The 19978-nt window shown below is 37.3% G+C and carries 18 protein-coding genes; 7 read left to right on the forward strand and 11 right to left on the reverse strand.

Annotation, left to right across the window (positions count from 1 at the left end):
* Positions 1 to 231 precede the first annotated feature (231 nt).
* A complete protein-coding gene (locus tag OK344_RS10855; protein WP_265144802.1) occupies positions 232 to 837 on the forward strand; it encodes a porin family protein in 606 nt (201 codons plus the stop codon).
* A 62-nt stretch (positions 838 to 899) separates the two neighbouring features.
* Here the strand turns inward: OK344_RS10855 and purF are convergent, their stop codons facing one another.
* The 7 genes from purF to OK344_RS10890 form a co-directional block, all read right to left on the reverse strand.
* Positions 900 to 2390, reverse strand: coding sequence for an amidophosphoribosyltransferase (purF, locus tag OK344_RS10860; protein WP_265144803.1), 1491 nt, complete (start codon positions 2388 to 2390; stop codon positions 900 to 902).
* Positions 2391 to 2412: 22 nt separating this feature from the next.
* Entirely contained in the window at positions 2413 to 3132 is a 720-nt protein-coding gene (gene purC, locus OK344_RS10865) for a phosphoribosylaminoimidazolesuccinocarboxamide synthase (RefSeq protein WP_265144804.1), read from the reverse strand.
* 39 nt (positions 3133 to 3171) lie between these two features.
* Positions 3172 to 3873: a DUF3307 domain-containing protein gene (locus OK344_RS10870; RefSeq protein ID WP_265144805.1), complete on the reverse strand. Its 702-nt coding sequence runs from the start codon at positions 3871 to 3873 to the stop codon at positions 3172 to 3174.
* Positions 3873 to 4478 (reverse strand): SatD family protein, encoded by a 606-nt coding sequence (locus OK344_RS10875; protein ID WP_265144806.1) that lies wholly within the window; start codon positions 4476 to 4478, stop codon positions 3873 to 3875. The genes OK344_RS10870 and OK344_RS10875 overlap by 1 nt, the downstream gene beginning before the upstream one ends.
* 132 nt (positions 4479 to 4610) lie before the next feature.
* Positions 4611 to 8306, reverse strand: a complete 3696-nt coding sequence (locus tag OK344_RS10880) for a phosphoribosylformylglycinamidine synthase (protein WP_265144807.1) — start codon at positions 8304 to 8306, stop codon at positions 4611 to 4613.
* Positions 8307 to 8368: 62 nt separating this feature from the next.
* The gene (gene purB, locus OK344_RS10885; protein ID WP_265144808.1) at positions 8369 to 9796 is read right to left on the reverse strand and encodes an adenylosuccinate lyase; all 1428 of its coding nucleotides are present in this window, start codon (positions 9794 to 9796) and stop codon (positions 8369 to 8371) included.
* Positions 9797 to 9898: 102 nt separating this feature from the next.
* Entirely contained in the window at positions 9899 to 10705 is an 807-nt protein-coding gene (locus OK344_RS10890; RefSeq protein WP_265144809.1) for an SDR family oxidoreductase, read from the reverse strand.
* A 57-nt stretch (positions 10706 to 10762) separates the two neighbouring features.
* On the opposite strand from OK344_RS10890, the gene OK344_RS10895 reads away from it, so the two are divergent.
* Positions 10763 to 12124, forward strand: coding sequence for an aldehyde dehydrogenase (locus OK344_RS10895; RefSeq protein WP_265144810.1), 1362 nt, complete (start codon positions 10763 to 10765; stop codon positions 12122 to 12124).
* A gap of 34 nt (positions 12125 to 12158) precedes the next feature.
* Here OK344_RS10895 and OK344_RS10900 read toward each other — a convergent pair whose 3' ends face one another.
* On the reverse strand, positions 12159 to 12746 hold the full coding sequence (locus OK344_RS10900; RefSeq protein ID WP_265144811.1) for a thioredoxin family protein: 588 nt from the start codon (positions 12744 to 12746) through the stop codon (positions 12159 to 12161).
* 76 nt (positions 12747 to 12822) lie between these two features.
* On the opposite strand from OK344_RS10900, the gene OK344_RS10905 reads away from it, so the two are divergent.
* The 5 genes from OK344_RS10905 to OK344_RS10925 all read left to right on the forward strand — a co-directional run bounded on the left by OK344_RS10905 (position 12823) and on the right by OK344_RS10925 (position 17568).
* Positions 12823 to 13704: a lysophospholipid acyltransferase family protein gene (locus OK344_RS10905; protein WP_265144812.1), complete on the forward strand. Its 882-nt coding sequence runs from the start codon at positions 12823 to 12825 to the stop codon at positions 13702 to 13704.
* 12 nt (positions 13705 to 13716) lie between these two features.
* Complete coding sequence (locus tag OK344_RS10910) at positions 13717 to 14679, forward strand: glycosyltransferase family 2 protein (protein ID WP_265144813.1); 963 nt, start codon at positions 13717 to 13719, stop codon at positions 14677 to 14679.
* A gap of 230 nt (positions 14680 to 14909) precedes the next feature.
* On the forward strand, positions 14910 to 16190 hold the full coding sequence (locus OK344_RS10915) for a hemolysin family protein (protein ID WP_265144814.1): 1281 nt from the start codon (positions 14910 to 14912) through the stop codon (positions 16188 to 16190).
* A 5-nt stretch (positions 16191 to 16195) separates the two neighbouring features.
* Entirely contained in the window at positions 16196 to 16963 is a 768-nt protein-coding gene (locus OK344_RS10920; protein WP_265144815.1) for an alpha/beta hydrolase, read from the forward strand.
* Between the two features lie 47 nt (positions 16964 to 17010).
* Positions 17011 to 17568: a 3'-5' exonuclease gene (locus OK344_RS10925; RefSeq protein WP_265144816.1), complete on the forward strand. Its 558-nt coding sequence runs from the start codon at positions 17011 to 17013 to the stop codon at positions 17566 to 17568.
* Between the two features lie 74 nt (positions 17569 to 17642).
* Here the strand turns inward: OK344_RS10925 and apaG are convergent, their stop codons facing one another.
* The 3 genes from apaG to OK344_RS10940 form a co-directional block, all read right to left on the reverse strand.
* Positions 17643 to 18029 (reverse strand): Co2+/Mg2+ efflux facilitator ApaG/CorD, encoded by a 387-nt coding sequence (gene apaG / locus OK344_RS10930; RefSeq protein ID WP_265144817.1) that lies wholly within the window; start codon positions 18027 to 18029, stop codon positions 17643 to 17645.
* 84 nt (positions 18030 to 18113) lie between these two features.
* Positions 18114 to 19379, reverse strand: a complete 1266-nt coding sequence (odhB, locus tag OK344_RS10935) for a 2-oxoglutarate dehydrogenase complex dihydrolipoyllysine-residue succinyltransferase (protein ID WP_265144818.1) — start codon at positions 19377 to 19379, stop codon at positions 18114 to 18116.
* Positions 19380 to 19402: 23 nt separating this feature from the next.
* Complete coding sequence (locus tag OK344_RS10940; RefSeq protein ID WP_265144819.1) at positions 19403 to 19975, reverse strand: hypothetical protein; 573 nt, start codon at positions 19973 to 19975, stop codon at positions 19403 to 19405.
* Positions 19976 to 19978: the final 3 nt, after the last annotated feature.

The raw sequence follows: 19978 nt of genomic DNA on the forward strand, positions 1-19978 counted from the left end.
AATTATTTGTTAATCAGTATATTACGTTAGAATATTTTTAAACCGTTGTTTAAATTTTTATATTTTGAAAGATTTTTGGCACAGCGTTTGTGAATAACCAAGCGTAAAACAAAAATTTAAAATGTGAATTGATAAGCATTTTGAGTCGAATTAAATTTTTAACCATAGAATTTTACCAACTCAAGCATGAAATTATCAAATTCTCAAAAAATTAATTAAAATTTAAAAATTATGAAAAAGTTATTTTTAGGTGCAGCAATTGCAATGAGTTCATTAACATTCGCACAACAATTTGGTATTAAAGCAGGGATGAACGTTTCTTCACTATCAACTGAAGAAGGTTTAGACGATCAAAAATCTAAAATCGGTTTCAACGCAGGTGTATTCATGAACGCACCATTAGCTGAAAACTTCAGCATCCAACCTGAGTTACTTTATTCTCAGTACGGTGATAAAGCTAACGCTACTATTGCAGGAAACGAATATTCTTACTCAAGAAAACTTGACTATGTGACTTTACCTGTAATGTTCCAATATAACGCAACTCCAAGTTTTTATTTAGAAGCAGGTCCTGAGTTCGGATTGTTGGTAAGTGCAAAAAATAAAGTAAAAAATGAAACTTCGGGTCAAACTATAAGTGAATCAGACAACTATAAAGATGATCTAAATGGATTTAACTTTGGACTAGGTCTTGGTGCAGGTTACTATTTTACACCTAATGTAGGTTTAACTGCGAGATATGTTGCTGGTTTTACAGATATTTATAAAGATGGACAAAACTCTGGTGACGCTGTAAAAAACAACGTATTCCAAGTTGGTTTAGCTTATAAATTCTAAGACAACAATCATATTACACTTAATATTACAAAGGTTGGGAAATTTCCCAACCTTTTTTTTATTTATTTATCAGTATAATCTGGGTTTGGCCCCGCCGGAACGGGATATTCTTCCGTAAAACAACCGAAACAATGGTTGGAACTTCCCAGGATAACTTTCAGGTTATCCATACTTAAAAACTCCAACGAATCTACGCCCAAATAACTACGCAATTCCTCTACCGACATATTGGCGGAAATTAAATCGTCTTTCGAAGGCGTGTCGATCCCAAGATAGCATGGCGCAATAATCGGTGGTGAAACGCTGCGGAAATGGATTTCTTTTACTCCCGCATCTTTCAAAATTTTCACCAATCGCTTCGAAGTAGTTCCCCGAACAATCGAATCATCAATGATCACAACCCTTTTTCCTTTGATTTCTGAAAGAATTGGGTTGAGTTTTAAGTTCACAATTCTTTCCCGCATTTCCTGGGTTGGAACGATGAAACTTCGTCCGATATACCGATTTTTAATCAAAACCGGACGAAAAGGAATACCCGAAGCAATAGAAAAACCAATCGCTGCCGGAACTCCGGAATCGGGAACACCGATCACAATATCAGCTTCCACAGGAGCTTGTTCCCAAATTTTCATCCCAGATTTTTCGCGAATTTCATGAACATTGATATTTTCCAGCACAGAATCGGGTCTTGCAAAATAAATATATTCGAAAGCACAGATTCTTTTCTCGCAGTTTTCTTTAACCAAGAAAGATTTTAAACCTTTTTCATTTTCACTGGTATAAACGATCTCGCCGGGTAGAATATCGCGAACATATTGCGCACCAACCGCGTCTAAAGCGACAGATTCCGAAGCTGCAACGAAGGTTTTCTCGTCAATCGCTCCCAAAATCAGCGGACGGATGCCGTGAAAATCTCGGAAAGCAAAAAATTTATTTCGTGTCATTCCCACCACTGAATAAGCACCTTCAATTTTTTCCATCGTAGCTTTGATGGCTCCTCGCAACCCCAGATCCAAGTTTTTCTGAATGAGTCTTAAAATTACCTCAGAATCGGAAGTTGCCTTGAAAACAACTCCTTCTGCTTCAAGTTCTTTTTTAAGTTCCTCAGCGTTGGTCAAATTACCATTATGAGCGATCGAAAGGATAATTTGGTCGTATTCGTTTTTCGCAAAGAAAGGTTGAAAATTATACTTTTTTTTGTCGCCCGCTGTGGTATATCTTGTATGTCCAATCGCGGAATTTCCCATGAAAGTTTCGGGTTCGCGAATGTTTTTGTACACATCGAGCACGAGACCTTCATCTTTAATATTAAAAATTTTTCCGCTTTTCATTACTGAAATACCGCAAGCTTCCTGCCCGCGATGCTGCAACGCAAAAAGGCCGAACTGTGAAAGTGAAAAGGTATCTAAATCCTTATCGGAGTACAGCCCGAAGATTCCGCATTCTTCAGAGGGTGCATCAAAAAGGTCTTCTGATTTCAGCAAATTTCTTCCGTATGTTCTTTCTTTGAACTGGTTTAAATAATTTACTTTATGATGTTGTAAATCTTTCATTTTTTACTTTTCTCCCAAAAAATTATTTGTTCAGTACCTTTTTCAATCTTTCGTAAATTTCAACGTAAGCTTCTGTTACTTCGCCCAAATCTCTTCTGAAACGGTCTTTATCCAATTTTTTCATCGTATCTTTATCCCAAAGTCTGCAAGTATCGGGTGAAATTTCGTCGGCAAGAACAATTTTTCCGTCTGCCGTTTTGCCCAATTCGATTTTAAAATCTACCAGAATGATATTCATTTTATCGAAAAGATCGATCAGAATATCATTGATATCAGAAGTAAGTTCATACATTTCATCGAGTTCTTCGTAGGTTGCTGCCCCCAAGAAAACTGCATGATGATCATTGATGAGCGGATCTCCCAATTCATCTTTTTTATAGCAAATATCGAAAATGGTCACCGGTGATTTTATGCCTTCTTCCACCCCTAATCTTTGCGCCATACTTCCGGCAGAATAATTTCTTACCACCATTTCTAAGGGAATAATGTTCACTTTCTTAACCAACTGCTCTCTTTCATCGATTTTTTTTATAAAGTGTGTCGGAATTCCTTTCTCATTCAAATATTCGAAAATCAAGGTGGTGATGGCGTTATTCATCTCGCCTTTCAAATCTACACTTCCTCTTTTCTGTGCGTTAAAAGCGGTCGCATCATCCTTGAAACGAACAATTACTTCATTTGGCTGATCGGTTTCGAAAACTTGTTTTGCTTTTCCTTCATAAAGCATTGCTCCTTTTGTCATTTTTATTTTTTATTTGATTATTTCAACTGTTTTTTTAATTTAAATTTTAACTAAAATCCCTGTCAATACAGCGATTCCGAAACTTAGTAAAGTTCCTATCAATACGTATTCGGTCAGTTTTCTTTGCTTTGCTTCTGCCAAATCACTAAATCTGAAAACCGATTTTGCGGCAATCATAAAACCCACGCCTTCCCAATGGTCGACAAGGATGAATACAAAAACCAAAAGTCTTTCGAGGATTCCTATATATTTCCCTGCATTCACTAAGGATTCCGTTTGTAATTTGCTGTGTTCTACGGTAACTGGAGTCCAAATCGAGATTAATGTTTTGATAAAAATAGAAGATGGAACCGTTAAAAAAAACACGGCCGTGATAAGTTTTAAAGATTCAGAATTAAAGAAATCTTCCCATATAAAATATGGAAAATACAACATCGATAGTGCGACAATAACTAAAACATGAAGCAATTGATCGACAAAAAACCAGGTTCGTTTGGTTTTTGCATTTTGAAAATTTAGTTTTGCCCAATCGATTAAAAAATGCGAAAAGCCGATGGTTGCAGCGATCCACCAAAGTTCAATATTCCATAAAAAAACAAAAGCCAAAACTGTGTGAAGCAAAATATGCAAATACAAATAAATACTTCCGGCTTTTTTCCGCTCTTTATCAGCAACCCACGAATTGGGCTGTAGAAGAAAATCTCCTAACAAATGTGCCAATATGAGAGGAATAAAAATCATTAGAGTTCTGCTATTTTTTTTCTAAAAAACAAATCGGTTTCCTGAATCAAATCGAAATGAGATCGCTTAATTCTCTGACTTACTGATGATTGAGTAATATTCAATTCCTTTGCTAATTCTTCTTGCGTTAGCTCCGGATTGATCAGCAAGCGGTGAATAATTTCTGCCGTGGCAATGGACCAACTGTCGAAATCTATCGAGGTCCATTTAAAAAGAATATTCAAATCACGGTTCACTTTATCATTATCGGTATTTATTGCCAAGGTGCGTCCTTCGGTAGTTATGTCATTTAAAAGTCGCCCAGAATTCACGTAGGCAGAGCCGTTGGATTCGGTAATTTTTTCAGACAGAAAAACTTCGTTTCCGATACCGATTGCTAATCTTACGTCCAGATTCTCAAAAGTTTTGATTAGTGATTTAATCATCATTGATTTTGAAAAAACTTCATCTACACTGCATTTTACCTGAAATTCGTCGCCACGATATACTTCCCAGTTTTGGGGAGTTGCAGTCCAACTTCCTAATAAATTTTTCAACTTAGGAAGCCACAATTCGGAATCAGTATTTTGAGAATTGATAATATCTCCGGTAACAATAGCAATCATTTCACAAATATAAGCAATTACCCTTATAAAACATAAATATAAGCTAAATCGCTAATAAATTTATTTTATAAGGAAATTTACTTATAATTTATTTTTCATTTTTAAAATCTTTACAAATCACAAAAGCAGCGATTACTTGAAGTACTCCACACCGTTTTTGAAAATATTATGATAATTGGCGGTCGGAATATTCTTCAACAACCCTTCCGAAAATCTTTCCGGATGCCCCATTCTACCAAAGATTTTCCCTGATTTACTTGCAATACCTTCAATTCCGAATAAAGAATTATTTGGATTAAAAGGCATTCCGTGCGCAATATTCCCTTCAAAATCAATATATTGCGTCGCAATTTGTCCGTTTTCATATAATTCTTTAATCACTTCTTCAGAGGCCATAAATCTTCCTTCCCCGTGAGAAATCGGAATGGTAAAAACCTGATCTTTCATCCCTTTTAACCAAGGCGAATGATCGTTGACTACTTTTACATCAACCATCTGAGAAATATGTCTTCCGATCGCATTGTGCGTCAAAGTAGGCGAATTTTCGTCCAAATCGCGAATCTCACCATAAGGCAAAAGTCCGGATTTTACCAATGCCTGGAACCCGTTGCAAATACCGAGAATCATTCCATCGCGGTTTAATAATTCGTGAACAGCATTTTTCATTTTCTCGTTTTTCAAAACATTGACAATGAATTTTGCAGAACCATCCGGCTCATCACCTGCAGAGAAACCTCCAGAAAACACCAAAATTTGAGACTGTTTGATTTGCGAAATCCACGCCTCCAAACTTTCGTTAATAAGCTGATGATTCAAATTGATCAACGGCAAACTTGAAACTTCTGCTCCTTCTTTTCGGAAGGCATTTTGAGTTTCATATTCACAATTGGTTCCCGGAAAAATAGGTGCAAAAACACGAGGTTTTGCAATTCCGTGTTTTCCAATTATTATGGTTTCTGCTTTTGTAGCATTGAATTTTTCGTCAAGTTCTACCACAATTTTCTCTTTTTCAACCGTAGGAAACAGCTCTTCAAAAGTTCCTTTGTAAGCCTCAAATAAACTTGAGATAGCAATTTTTAAATCATTAATTATTAAAACTTTATCAGCTTTAACCTCACCAATCAATTGAAACAAATCATTTTTCAAATCTGAGGTAGCTTCAATAATTAAACTTCCAATATTTTTATTTAAAAGTAAATTTTCTTCCAAAGAAATTTCAGCTCCTAACTGATTGCCGAAACTCATTTTTGCCAACGACACTGCTACTCCTTCATCTTTCACAGTTTTAACAGAAACGATATTTCCTAATTGAATATTTTCATGAATATCATCGAAAACTTTCTTCAAATTTTCATAATCCGGCAAACCATTTTCCTGAGGAACATGTTGGAAAAAATACAATTTGTTTCCCGCTTTTTTCAGTTCCGGAGAAATGATATTTTTCTTTTCGCCATTTGCACAAGCAAAAGAAATCAGAGTTGGTGGTACATTGATATCCTGGAAACTTCCACTCATCGAATCTTTTCCGCCAATTGCAGCGAGTTCCAAATTCATTTGTGCATCGTAAGCTCCCAGCAAGGAAGCCAAAGGTTTTCCCCATTTTTCGGGTTTATTTCCCAATTTTTCGAAATACTCCTGGAAACTCAAACGGATATTTTGATATTTTCCTCCCATTGCCACGATTTTGGCAACGCTTTCGACCACCGCATTTGCAGCCCCAATCATCGAGTTTTGCGAAGAAATTTCCGCATCAAAACCCCAACTTGCCAAAGAAACAGTTTCAATATTTTCAGCGTTTAAAACCGGAAGCGTCTGGACACTTCCTTCCATTTCAGTCTCCTGATATTTCCCTCCGAAAGGCATCGCAACGGAAGTTCCACCAACGGATGCGTCAAACATTTCTGCCAAACCTTTCTGCGAAGCATTATTTTTACTAGAAATTGCCTTCAAGAAATTCTCCTCAGTAAATTTGATATTTTGATTATCAACTTTTTGCAAATGTGAAATTTCTGCACGTTGAGATTTTGCACAACCGTTAGTATCTAAAAAATTGCGGCTTAAATCCACAATTTTATTACCTTGCCAAAACATCTGCATTCTTCCGGAATCGGTTACTTTCGCCACTTCTACAGCTTTGATATTTTCGTTTTCGCAGAATTTGATGAATTTTTCTTTCTGATTCGCTTCAATCACCACCGCCATTCTTTCCTGAGATTCGGAAATAGCGAGTTCTGTTCCGTTTAACCCTTCATATTTCAAAGGCAAAATATCAAGGTTAATTTCCAACGAATCAGCAATCTCGCCGATAGCAACAGAAACGCCACCGGCTCCAAAATCGTTGGATTTTTTAATTAAAGTAGTAACATCAGGATTTCTGAATAAACGCTGAATTTTGCGTTCTTCCACCGCATTTCCTTTCTGCACCTCTGTAGATAAGGTGTGAATAGAGGTTTCATCTTGTTCTTTTGAACTTCCAGTTGCTCCTCCCACTCCATCTCGGCCGGTTGCTCCACCCAGCAGAATCACCAAATCTCCAGGTTGCGGTTTCTCCCGTCGAACCCAATCTTTTTTCACCGCTCCCACTACAAAACCAACTTCCATTCGTTTTGCTTTGTAACCTTCATGGTAAACCTCATTCACTAAAGTCGTCGCCAAACCAATTTGGTTACCGTAGGAAGAATAGCCGTTTGCAGCTTGTTTAGAAATAGTTCTTTGCGGAAGTTTTCCAGGTAAAGTCTCGCTAATCGGTTCTAAAACATCTGCAGCTCCGGAAAGTCGCATCGCCTGATAAACAAACGCTCTACCGGACAATGGATCGCGGATCGCGCCACCTAAACACGTAGAAGCACCGCCAAAAGGTTCAATTTCTGTCGGGTGATTGTGTGTTTCATTTTTAAATAAAAGGTACCAAGGTTCTTTTTTACCATCAAATTCGGCTTCAATTTCTATGGTACACGCATTGATTTCATCGGAAACAACGAGGTTTTCGAGCTTACCGGTTTTGTGGAAATATCTTGCACAAACTGTAGCCAAATCCATCAAAGAAATCGGTTTTGCTTCTCTTCCGAGAAATTTTCTTTTCTCTAAATAATCATTAAAAATTCTTTCTAAAGTATCTTTAAAAGAATCATTAAACTGAATATCAGTTAGTGCTGTTTCGAAAGTGGTATGTCGACAATGATCGCTCCAATAGGTATCGAGCACTTTGAGTTCGGTTTCCGACGGATTTCGGTTTTCAGATTTAAAATATTTCTGAATAAATTCTAAATCATCGAATCCCAAAGCAAAACCGTGTTGGTGATAAAACTCATTAAGTTCTTCCGTAGAAAAATCAATAAAACCCTCATGAATCATAACCGGATCTGGGGTATCTTCCAACGGGATTTCGAGCTTGGACAAATCTTTTTCCTGACTTTCGACTTTGTTTATTAAATGATTTTTTATTTTTTCGATATCATTTTCTGTAACGCCAAAAAGTTCGATCAACTTTCCGCTTCTCACTTTTGAGTTTTCATTTTCTGTGAGTAGAGCGATACATTGCTGCGCAGAATCTGCTCGCTGATCGTATTGGCCAGGTAGAAATTCAGTAGCAAAATGAAGGTTTTTAGCCGGGTTTTCGGTGTGAAGAATATCAACGACCGGATCTACAAAAGTATTGAAAATTACTTTGTTAAGATCGTTTTCTTCGATCCCGTACAAATCATAGATGTTATAAACTTTCACATCCTGAATATGAGGAACGATGGTTTTTACTTCGCTGAAAATCTTGGGACTTTCCACATCGAATATGCCGCGTTTTTCTACAAAAATTCTTTTTTTATCAGACATTCTATGTCAATTTTAAAGGGAGTAAAACATTAAAAAATGCAGACAAAATTGCCTGCATCACTTTATACTTTAAGGTCAGCTTCTAAGCCAACTAAATCGGAATATTTATCAAGAATTGGCTGTGCTTCATTCTGGACAAATTCCTCGGTTTGAATCGGAGCGAATCCGATGAAATTTTTCGGGTCGAGCATTTCCATAAATTTGGATTTATCCATTTTCAGGGAATCATCGTTCAAAATCCTTTCGATCAGGTCGTTTTCTTTGCCTTCGATTTTTACTTTTTTAGAAGCTTCAATGGAGTGCACGCGGATGGTTTCGTGGATTTCCTGACGATCGCCTCCAGCTTTTACTTCCTCCATAATGATATATTCTGTCGCCATGAAAGGAAGTTCGTCCATGATATGTTTTTTGATACGGTTTTCGTAAACCACTATTCCGTTCATGATGTTGTTCCAAATCAACAAAATAGCATCCACAGCAAGGAAAGATTGGGGAATTGCGAGTCTTTTGTTCGCTGAATCATCCAAAGTTCTTTCAAACCATTGCGTTGCTGCCACCATTGCGGAACTGGAAGAAAGCGACATCACGAATTTCGCTAACGAGCCGATTCTTTCGGAACGCATTGGATTTCTTTTGTACGCCATCGCTGAGGAACCGATTTGATTTTTCTCGAAAGGCTCTTCAATCTCCTTTAAATTCTGCAATAGCCGTAAATCATTAGTGAATTTATGGGCAGATTGAGCAATATTCGACAATAAAGCCAAAACTTTCGCATCAATTTTTCGGTCGTAGGTTTGCCCGGAAACGCCAAAAACTTTATCAAATCCAAAACGTTTTGAAAGTTCTGTATCCAAATGTTTTACTTTGGAATAGTCACCATCGAAAAGCTCCAAAAAGCTTGCTGCAGTTCCGGTAGTTCCTTTTACACCGCGGAATCTTAAAGTTTCCAGGAAAAATTCGAGTTCCTCAAAATCCAGAATTAATGATTGTAGCCAAAGTGTAGCACGTTTCCCCACGGTCGTCAATTGCGCCGGTTGATAGTGCGTAAAACCTAAAGTCGGCAAATCTTTATATTTCAAAGCGAAATCCGACAAATTTTTAATGACATTCACCAATTGCTTTCTCAAAATCAGCAATCCATCGCGCATTTGAATTAAATCGGTATTATCCCCTACAAAAGCGGACGTCGCACCGAGATGGATGATTCCTTTTGCGGAAGGAGCTGCATCGCCGTACGTGTGCACATGAGCCATCACGTCGTGTCGGAATTTTTTTTCGTATTCTGCAGCTTTCACATAATCAATGTTTTCTGCGTTTTCTTTGAGTTGTGCGATTTGTTCGTCGGAAATATCCAAACCAAGATCTTTTTCGATTTCGGCAAGAGCAATCCACAATTTTCGCCAGTTTCTGAACTTGTTGTTCGGCGAAAAATTATAGAGCATTTCCTCACTTGAATAGCGTTCTTCAAGAGGATTTTTGTAGGAATTCATTCTTTCTTTTTACTTTTTTAGATGCACAAATTTAAGAAAATTATAAGAATCTGAGGACTTGCATTTGCATTTTTTAGTGCTAAAATCAACAAATCCTGTGGGTTATTTTCTGCCTCTGAAATCTTTCATAGTGTCGTAAACTCCGAAAACATTTTTCATCACCCAATCGAATATTGGCAGTGGCAAAAGCCCTTGAGAAAGTCGAATAAACCAGTACGGCATTGGCAGTGCGAGCATTTTGGTTTCGTTCTCAATTGCTTTTATAATTCTTTCCGAAGTTTTTTCAGGTTCGAGAATGGGAAGCAGTTTCGATTTTACTCCATCAAACATTCCTGTATTAATATAAAAAGGCATGATGGTGGTGAAGGAAATATTCTTTCCGAGTTGTTCCATTTCCAGTCTTAAACTGTCGCTCCACCCGACAACTGCCCATTTTGAAGCGGCATACACCGACATTTTGGGATTAGAAATTAATCCGGCAGACGAAGCAATATTGCAAATCGCTCCTGAATTATCCGCCATCATTCCGGGAAGAAATTCAAGCCCAATATGCATAAAAGCATTGGAATTGATGAGCATACTTTTCTGAATCTCGTCGTGGGTATGTTGATGAAAATATTTTCCGACTACAATTCCTGCATTATTAATTAGAATATCAATCTTTCCTACCTCTGTACGTACTTTCTGCGCAGCAATTCTAATTTCATCCAAATTAAAAACATCAACTTTATAAGTGAAAATTTCGCCGCCAAGTTTTGCAAATTCCTGTTTTGTAGCCGCTAAAGTTTCTTCATTAATATCCCAAATTACCAGTTTTTTGATGCCTCTTTCCAAAGATTTTCTCGCCATAATTTTCCCGATTCCGGAACACCCGCCGGTAATTAGAATTTTTTTATTTCTGAAATTCATTTTGCTTTCTATCTATTTAATTTGGAGTAAATTTGTTTGAATTATAAAATAAATTTAATGAATTTTGAAAAGATATTAGCTGATCAGCGTACCTTTTTTAACAGCCAGAAAACCAAAAGCATCAAGTTCAGAAAAATGTATCTGGAAAAACTGCGAGATTTGATCATTAAAAATGAAGAACTGCTTTATGAGGCCATTTATAAAGACTTCGGAAAATCGAGATTTGATACTTATACGACAGAAATTTCTTTCATTTTGAAAGACATCGATTTTTACCTGAAAAACCTCAGTACCCTATCAAAGCCAAAGAAAGTCAAAACCAACCTTGCGAATCAACTTGGAACGAGTAAAATCCATAGCGAACCACTCGGTTGTACACTTGTGATCGGCGCGTGGAATTATCCTTACCAACTTTCGCTTTCTCCTCTGGTTACTTCTATGGCAGCAGGAAACACCTGTATAGTAAAACCCAGCGAAGTTGCTGAAAACACGATGAAAGCAATGGCAAAAATCATCAATGAAAACTTTCCCAATGATTATATTTTCGTGGCAGAAGGCGCTGTGGAAGAAATTACGGAAATACTAAAACTGAAATTTGATAAAATATTTTTCACAGGAAGCACAAAAGTTGGACAAATCGTGTATGAAGCTGCTGCGAAAAATTTAACACCGGTAACTTTGGAATTGGGTGGAAAAAGTCCAGCCATTGTAACTACAAATGCTGATTTTGAGATAGCAGCCAAAAGAATTGTTTGGGGGAAATTTCTGAATGCCGGACAAACGTGTGTGGCTCCGGATTATATTTTGGTGGATGAAAAAGTGAAAGACAGTTTTCTGGATACATTGAAATCTTACATTCAGAAATTCAATTACCAACCAGATTCGGAACATTATACAAAAATAATCAATCGAAGAAATTTCGACAGACTGGTAAATTTCATTGAAAAAGATAAGATATATTTCGGTGGAACACTCGACTCTCAAAAGCTTTATATCGAACCCACGATTTTGCATGAAATCAGTTGGGAAGACGCTGTAATGCAGGAAGAAATTTTTGGTCCGATTTTGCCGGTTCTCACTTTTAATAATTTTAATGAAGCTTTGCTTAAAATCTCAGAAAAAGAAAAACCCTTGGCTGCTTATCTTTTCACCAATAATTCCGAAGAAAAAGAGAGTTTTACTTCGAAAATTTCCTTTGGTGGTGGATGTATTAACGATGTAGTGATGCACTTGAGCAATGAAAATTTACCATTCGGAGGTGTTGGTAATTCGGGAATTGGAAATTACCACGGAAAATTTGGCTTTGAAACTTTCTCCCATCAAAAAGCCGTTCTCGAGCGTGTAAATTGGGGAGAGCCCGATTTGAAATATCCTCCATACACGGAGAACAAAATGAATTGGATTAAGAAACTGCTATAAAAAAAGTTCCGGAAATTTCCGGAATTTTTTTGTTTTATGATTTTGGCGCCCACTTCTCGAAAAACGCTTTCACTTTTTCTTTGCTATACCCCTTTCCCTCTTCTAGCACCGCGCTATCTTGCGTATGAATCATCTTTCCGTTTTGGTCCAGAACGACAAAAACCGGGTATCCGAATTTCGCTCCCGGATTGTCATATTTCGCAAAAACTTTCTCGTTTTTGTTCTCCGGCGAATAATTCAAGTGGTAATAGAGGTAATTGGCATCCACAATTTCTTTCAATTCGGGAGTTGTCTGAACATAATTATTGAACCTTAAACACCAAATACACCAGTTTCCGCCGGCTTGTAAAATGATATTTTTATTCTCAGCTTTTGCTTTTTTTACCAATTCGGAGATTTTAGCTTCGGCATTTTCTGCTGCGTTATAAGGTTTCGGAAGTTTGGCTTTCTCCTCAGCTGCGGCTTTCTTTTTTGCTTCAGCAATTGCGGCGGAATCCTGTTCTACGGCAACAGTTGCTCCGGAAGATTTTTCAGCCGATTTTGTATCAGATTTTTGTGCACATCCTATTCCTGAAATAAAGACCGATGCGAACGCAAATATTTTTAAAAAATTAATTTTCATTGATTTTTGATTTTGATGCGCAAATTAACAAAATTAGCGGGACCGTTCACGTTAATAATTGCTAAATTTGCAAACTGTGAATTTTTTATTTAAAATTATCATTCTTTTTTCGAAGCTCCCGCTTCGGGTTTTATATGTACTGTCAGATGTTATTTTTTTTCTGATGTACAGTCTAGTGGGCTACAGAAAAGAAGTGGTGACCGAAAATCTCAAAAATTCATTTCCAAAAAAATCTGAGTCAGAAATTGACAAAATCCGTAAAAGTTTTTACCGGAATTTTTCTGATTATATCGTAGAAACCCTAAAAGCTTTTACCATTTCTTCCAAAGAACTTCGTGTAAGGGTTCAGCATCTTAATCAGGATGTTTTTCATAAGGCAAATGCTGAAAACAAAAACGTAATTCTGCTTACTGGCCATGTTTTTAACTGGGAATGGTTTAATGCTTTGGCTACGATCATTCCGCAAGAAAACTGCTTCCCGGTTTACCGCAAGGTTCAGAACAGTTTTTGGGAAGAAAAAATCAAAGGTATCCGCAACCGTTTCGGCAATACTGCGCTCGAAGCAAAAGAAGTGATTCGGCATATTCTCCGCAATCCTAATGACGGAAAATCCGTGTATATGTTTGTAGCAGATCAGTCACCGCATGTATCAGAAGTTTCTTTCGGATTAAATTTCCTGAACCAGAAAACTCCAGCTTTCATCGGATACGATAAACTTTCTACGAGGATGGATCTGGTTTTTGTTTTCTGTGAAATGAAAAAAGTGAAGCGCGGCTATTATCAGATCAATTATTACAGAATTTATCCTGACGGCGAGCAGTTTGTGGAACATGAAGTGGTAAAGAAATTTCATAAACTTCTTGAAAACACTATCAATAAAAGGCCAGACAACTATCTTTGGTCCCACCGCAGATGGAAATACCAGCACGCCATAAAAGTGATGGATGACGCAAACTAAAAATCAAAATCCTTGAATTTAGCCATTGCCATATTGAACTGGAACGGAAAAAACTGGTTAGAAAAATTTCTTCCCAATGTAATTTTGCATTCAGAAAATAGCGACGTTTATGTGATTGATAACGCTTCGACGGATGATTCTGTACTGTTTTTGAAACTCAACTTTCCGCAGGTAAAAATTATACAGAATACTGAAAACAAAGGATTTGCTGGCGGATACAATGAAGGGTTGAAGAAAATTAATGCGGAGATTTACTGCCTGCTGAATTCTGACGTGGAGGTTATCGAAAACTGGCTGAAGCCGGTTTTAGATTTATTTCAAAAGGATTTAAAGATCGCGGCGGTTCAACCCAAAATTTTAGATTACAACCGCAGGAATTTCTTCGAATTTGCCGGTGCTGCCGGTGGTTTCATCGATAACCTGGGTTATCCGTACTGCCGTGGAAGAGTTTTTGAAAATATTGAAGAAGACAAAGGCCAATTCGATGACGAAACCGAAATTTTCTGGGCTTCTGGCTGCTGTTTATTTATACGTTCTGAAGATTACTGGAAACAGAACGGTTTCGATGCGAGATTTTTTGCGCATCAGGAAGAAATCGATCTATGCTGGCGGCTTAAAAATGACGGAAAGAAAATTTTCTACACCGGAAAATCTACAGTTTATCATGTAGGAGGCGGAACTTTAAATAAACAGAGTGCACAAAAAACTTTTCTGAATATGCGGAACAACCTTACTATGCTGGTAAAAAATCTTCCAGTTTCCAAGGTTTTCTGGATTATTTTTTCCCGATTGATTCTGGACGGAGCTGCAGCCTTATACTTTGCATTCAAAAACGGATTTCCTCACCTTTGGGCAGTTTTGCGCGCCCATTTCAGTTTTTACGCTCAGCTGCCGAAAACGCTGCAATTACGCAGCAAAAATCAGATCAGAAATTACTATCAATCCAAATGGCTGATTTTCAAGCATTTTATTTAGTGTGAAATTTTTCACCGTCACAACATGGCGAATTACAATTGTATAATTTCGGGCGCAGGACAACCAAGGTACATTAATTTGAAGAATATCATCATGTAATGGAAGAAATTTTCAATGACGGGAAAACCGTAAGCGATAAAGAAAAAACTAACTTAAATGTGAGACATAGAAACTAAAATTGCTTCTGCTTTTCACAATTCATATATCTTTGCTGTAAATTTTTATTCTTAATGGAACTTATTATCATTATATTTTTGGTGCTGCTCAACGGAATTTTCTCCATGTCTGAAATGTCACTTGTGTCCTCCAGAAAGTTTAAACTAGAAAATGCAGGCAAAAAAGGCAGTTCAGGAGCTAAAAAAGCGCTTGAACTTTCGGAACATCCTACAAAATTTCTTTCGACTGTACAGATCGGAATCACGCTTATCGGAATTTTGCTCGGTGTTTATTCCGGCGAAAATCTCACAAACGATTTTCAGGGCTTTTTAAGCAGATTTGCTTTGACTGAACCTTATTCAAAATCCTTGGCAACAGCCGGTATCGTACTGTTTATTACTTACCTGTCGATTTTGTTGGGCGAACTTTTACCAAAGAGAATTGCCATGACGTATCCCGAAACCGTCATTACAATGGTGGCAAAACCCATGGATATTCTGTCGAAAATCACGTCTCCGTTTGTATGGTTGCTCAGCACTTCTAATAATTTAATTCTGAAATTATTGGGAATTAAAAGCAGTTCCGAAAGTATTGTGACGGAAGAAGAAATAAAATCTATCATAAAGGAAAGCGCCCAGGAAGGTGAAATCGACATTATCGAGCACAATATTGTGGAGCGCGTTTTCGAACTTGGGGATCGTAAAATCAATACCCTGCTTACGCACAGAACTGCAATGACTTTTTTCAGTACTGAGGATTCGCTACCGGAAATTTTAGTGAAAATTAAGAACGATAAACATACCGCATATCCCGTAACCAAAAGAAATAATCTGGATGAAATCCTTGGAATTGTTTTACTTAAAGATCTTTTTCCCATCGAAGAACCTGACAATTTTGATGTTAAAAAATATGTGAAACAACCTCTTTATTTCAACGAAAACAGTTATGCCTACAAGGCTCTGGAAGTTTTCAAAAAAGAAAAAAACCACTACGGAATTGTAATCGACGAATACGGAAACACCGTGGGGATGATTACTTTGGGTGATTTGCTGGATGCTTTGGTTGGCGATACAACGACCGAAGATAATTTCGATTACCGCATCACCGAACGGAACGAAAATTCATGGCTGGCTGATGGGCAGGTTCCTATTGTAGAATTCCTGAAGTATTTTGACATTGATTATGAGTTCGATAACAAAGATAATTACACCACCTTGGTTGGCTTTTTCCTGAATCAACATCACGGCGTGACACAGGTTGGTGATAAAATCAATATTGAGGATCTTGAACTCGAAATTCTGGATAAAGATGGCCAGCGTGTAGATAAAATCCTCATTACAAGAACTAAGCCTTAATAATCATGGCAAAAATCCTTCAGTATTTTCAGGAAAAGGTGGTGTTTCTTCCCGTTCCATTGCACCCAAAACATGAATTCAACTTTGAAGTTGATTTTGAAGAATATTTATGGGAAACTCCTTTTGAAGGCTTAATAAATGTGCTGCACTTTAAAATTAAAAATCCCAAAGGCATAATCCTGTATTTTCATGGGAATGCCGATAACCTTCACCGTTGGGGAAAAATTGCCTCGGAGTTTACTAAATTTGGTTATGACATACTGATAATGGATTACCGTGGCTACGGAAAAAGCTCAGGTTCAAGAAACGAAAAATTTCTGTATTCTGATGCACAGTTTGTGTATGATTTCGCAAAACAGCATTATGGCGAAGAAAATATTGTAGTTTACGGAAGAAGTCTTGGCGGTGCATTTGCCGTAAAAATGGCTGCCGATAACAATCCAAAAGTGGTTATTCTTGAAGCTACATTTTATAATCTGCAGGATATCGCCAACCGTTGGCTTCCTGTTAAAGTAACTGATAAAGTTTCAACCAAAATGACATATCATTTTCTTTCCAACGAAAATATTCTCAATATCAACACCGCTCTTTACCATTTTCATGGAACCAAGGACAAAATAGTTCCGATAAATTCAGGAAAAAAACTTTTCAAAATATTTGCGGATCACCATCCTTCTCTTCCAAAAAAATTTATAGAAGTTGAAGGCGGAACTCATGATGATCTGGCGAAATTTCAGCAATACAATGATCAAATGAGAGAAATTTTAAAATAACTTACGAATCATCAAATTAGATTTAATTCAAAAACCTTAAGCAATTCATGATAGATTTCTGCGCCATCGATTTCGAAACAGCCACCCACGAACGCAACTCTGCCTGCGAAATGGGAATCTGCGTTGTGGAAAATGGAGAGATTGTAAAAACCCAGACCTGGCTCATAAAACCGCCGAGTTTTCCTTACTTCCATCCAAGAAATATTGATGTGCACGGAATTCTTCCTGAAGATGTGCAGGATGCGCCCAGTTTTGAAGATATTTGGCATGAAGCGGAAAACCTGATGTACGGAAATCTTATGATTGCTCACAACGCAGCTTTTGATGCGGGTGTACTGCGCAGTTGTCTTGATTATTACGGTTTTTTCAAGCCAAAAATTAATTACCTCTGCAGTATTTCCATTGCGAAGAAATCGTGGAAAAATCTTCCCAAATATGGATTGAAGAGTCTGGCTGAGCATCACCACCTCTCCTTCAACCATCACCGTGCCGGGGACGATGCGGAAGTTTGCGCTAAAATTTCGCTGCTGGCTTTCGATAAACTGATGGTTACGTCGAACGACGAAGTTCAGGAAGTAATGAAGAAGAACATGAAATTGCTCTAACTTCTCAAACTTTTAAACAAAAAAACGGCATCAGCAGTAAGCTGTACCGTTTAAATTATATTTTGAATCATTTCTTAATTGCTTAAAACCTCTGCCATCAGGTTAAATTTGGGAATATCAATCGCTAAATTTTCGCTGTTGTGAAGATTGATGCAAAAATAAACACCGCTCATACTGCCGACTCCCGAGCGCAGCACAACATTAGAAAAATATTTGAATGTTTCTCCAGGATTGATTTCGGGAGTAAGACCTATGACACCATCGCCTTCCACTTCAGTGTAACCGAAACCTACATCATAAATCAGCCATTTCCTTTTCAAAAGCTGCACCGGATGGTCGCCAAGATTTTCAATGGTTACATGATACCTGAATACAAAACGGTTTTCAGACGGAAAACTGTTTTTAATATCATATTCGGGAATTACAGAAACTTTAATATCAAAGGTAGTTGTAGAAAACATTTCAGTAGGTTTTATAGGGGAAATGCAAAAATCCCGCCTTTTCAGTACGGGATTTCATTTATTTTATAAATCGCTCGGATAAATTTATAATTCAAGCGCTTTTCTTTCGTCGCCTCCCATTAAGAATTCAACAGGATTGTCGATTGCTTCTTTTACTGCAACCAGGAAACCAACAGATTCTTTACCATCGATAATTCTATGGTCGTACGAAAGTGCAACATACATCATCGGACGAATTACTACCTGTCCGTCAATCGCCATCGGTCTTTGCAGGATATTGTGCATTCCCAGAATTGCAGACTGAGGCGGGTTGATAATCGGCGTTGACATCATAGATCCGAAAGTTCCGCCGTTTGTTACCGTAAATGTACCGCCAGTCATTTCATCAACAGTAATTTTACCGTCTCTTACTTTCTCTGCCAAAGATTTGATGTTGGCTTCTACTCCACGGAAGGTCATGTTTTCAGCATTTCTTAAAACCGGAACCATTAAGCCTTTAGGTCCAGAAACCGCAATTGAAATATCGCAGAAATCGTAATTAATTTTGTAATCTCCATCAATTGAAGCATTTACATCAGGATACATTTGAAGTGCTCTGGTAACCGCTTTGGTGAAGAATGACATAAATCCTAAACCTACACCGTGCTTCGCCGCAAATTCTTCTTTGTACTGTTTTCTTAATCTGAAGATCTCAGACATGTCAACTTCATTGAAAGTCGTCAACATTGCGGTTTCATTTTTCACTGAAACCAATCTTGCTGCCAATTTTCTTCTGAGAACTGAAAGTTTTGTGGTGCTTGAAGATCTTGATCCGCCAGTAGATGATGCAGCACCCATTGCAGGTACGGAAGCAGTTTCAGCGTCCTGTTTTGTGATTCTTCCACCTCTTCCTGAACCTGAAACCTGAGCAGCATCTACCCCTTTTTCATCAAGGATTTTCTTTGCAGCAGGTGAAGGAGTTCCGGTTGCGTAAGAAGTTGGTTTTGCCTCTTCTTTTTTCGCTTCCTGAACGATTGCAGGTTTTTCAACCACTTTTTGTTCTGCTTTCGGAGCTTCTGCGTTTTCTGCTTTTGGAGCTTCCGAAGCAGGAGCTGAACCTTCAGGTTTTTTGGCATCCATGTCGATTAAACAAACTACTTGACCAACTTGTACCACTTCACCTTCTTCGGCTTTTAAAGTGATAATTCCGCTTTCTTCAGCAGGTAAATCAAGAGTTGCTTTGTCGGAATCAACTTCAGCAATGGGTTGGTCTTTTTCTACATAATCGCCGTCTTTTACCAACCATGATGCGATTTCAACTTCTGTGATGGATTCTCCCGGTGAAGGGACTTTCATTTCTAATATTGACATCGGATATATTTTTTTAATATTTGTTAATTAAGTTCTTTCAAAAATTTTTCAGGGATAAATTGCTTTAAAATTGGAATTTGTTTTTTTTCGATAACCGTAAATTTCCAATTTTTAAAATCTGATGAATTAGCTACTGTACTTTTTATAGTGCTTATCTCAAAAAAATCAGTTTTTTCATTATAGCGCACCTGATTATAACCAAACTGACCTTGCAATGCTGACAACAAATCCTGAGGTTTTACCTTAGAATCCTTGAATTTCATATCAAGTCTTTGATTATAAATTAGTTTTAAATATTTTTTTCCGTTTTCATTTACGACGTTCTTCTCATCGATGATTATATTTTCAGGAGGATGCATTTTAAATTCCATTTCAGGAGCATTCATCACCATCCCCATCATTTCGATTAATTGCTCCTTTGGAACTATTTTAAAGAAATCTTCATTTGCATACAGATCCATTGCTTTCTTAAAATCCTTATTAGAAATCAATGAATTATAATCCCGAAATTGATTTTCCACATCAGTTTTAAAATTCTGTCCGAAAAATAGGGCAGAAAAAAGAATAAACAGTAAAAGAAAAATATTTTTGGTCATAAA

The organism is Kaistella yananensis, assembly GCF_026107505.2.
GTDB classification, from domain to species: domain Bacteria; phylum Bacteroidota; class Bacteroidia; order Flavobacteriales; family Weeksellaceae; genus Kaistella; species Kaistella yananensis.

Coding starts and splice junctions, on each gene's coding strand:
- OK344_RS10855 (WP_265144802.1), top strand. CDS start 232: ATGAAAAAGTTATTTTTAGGTGCAGCAATTGCAATGAGTTCATTAACA.
- purF (WP_265144803.1), bottom strand. CDS start 2,390: ATGAAAGATTTACAACATCATAAAGTAAATTATTTAAACCAGTTCAAA.
- purC (WP_265144804.1), bottom strand. CDS start 3,132: ATGACAAAAGGAGCAATGCTTTATGAAGGAAAAGCAAAACAAGTTTTC.
- OK344_RS10870 (WP_265144805.1), bottom strand. CDS start 3,873: ATGATTTTTATTCCTCTCATATTGGCACATTTGTTAGGAGATTTTCTT.
- OK344_RS10875 (WP_265144806.1), bottom strand. CDS start 4,478: ATGATTGCTATTGTTACCGGAGATATTATCAATTCTCAAAATACTGAT.
- OK344_RS10880 (WP_265144807.1), bottom strand. CDS start 8,306: ATGTCTGATAAAAAAAGAATTTTTGTAGAAAAACGCGGCATATTCGAT.
- purB (WP_265144808.1), bottom strand. CDS start 9,796: ATGAATTCCTACAAAAATCCTCTTGAAGAACGCTATTCAAGTGAGGAA.
- OK344_RS10890 (WP_265144809.1), bottom strand. CDS start 10,705: ATGAATTTCAGAAATAAAAAAATTCTAATTACCGGCGGGTGTTCCGGA.
- OK344_RS10895 (WP_265144810.1), top strand. CDS start 10,763: ATGAATTTTGAAAAGATATTAGCTGATCAGCGTACCTTTTTTAACAGC.
- OK344_RS10900 (WP_265144811.1), bottom strand. CDS start 12,746: ATGAAAATTAATTTTTTAAAAATATTTGCGTTCGCATCGGTCTTTATT.
- OK344_RS10915 (WP_265144814.1), top strand. CDS start 14,910: ATGGAACTTATTATCATTATATTTTTGGTGCTGCTCAACGGAATTTTC.
- OK344_RS10920 (WP_265144815.1), top strand. CDS start 16,196: ATGGCAAAAATCCTTCAGTATTTTCAGGAAAAGGTGGTGTTTCTTCCC.
- OK344_RS10925 (WP_265144816.1), top strand. CDS start 17,011: ATGATAGATTTCTGCGCCATCGATTTCGAAACAGCCACCCACGAACGC.
- apaG (WP_265144817.1), bottom strand. CDS start 18,029: ATGTTTTCTACAACTACCTTTGATATTAAAGTTTCTGTAATTCCCGAA.
- odhB (WP_265144818.1), bottom strand. CDS start 19,379: ATGTCAATATTAGAAATGAAAGTCCCTTCACCGGGAGAATCCATCACA.
- OK344_RS10940 (WP_265144819.1), bottom strand. CDS start 19,975: ATGACCAAAAATATTTTTCTTTTACTGTTTATTCTTTTTTCTGCCCTA.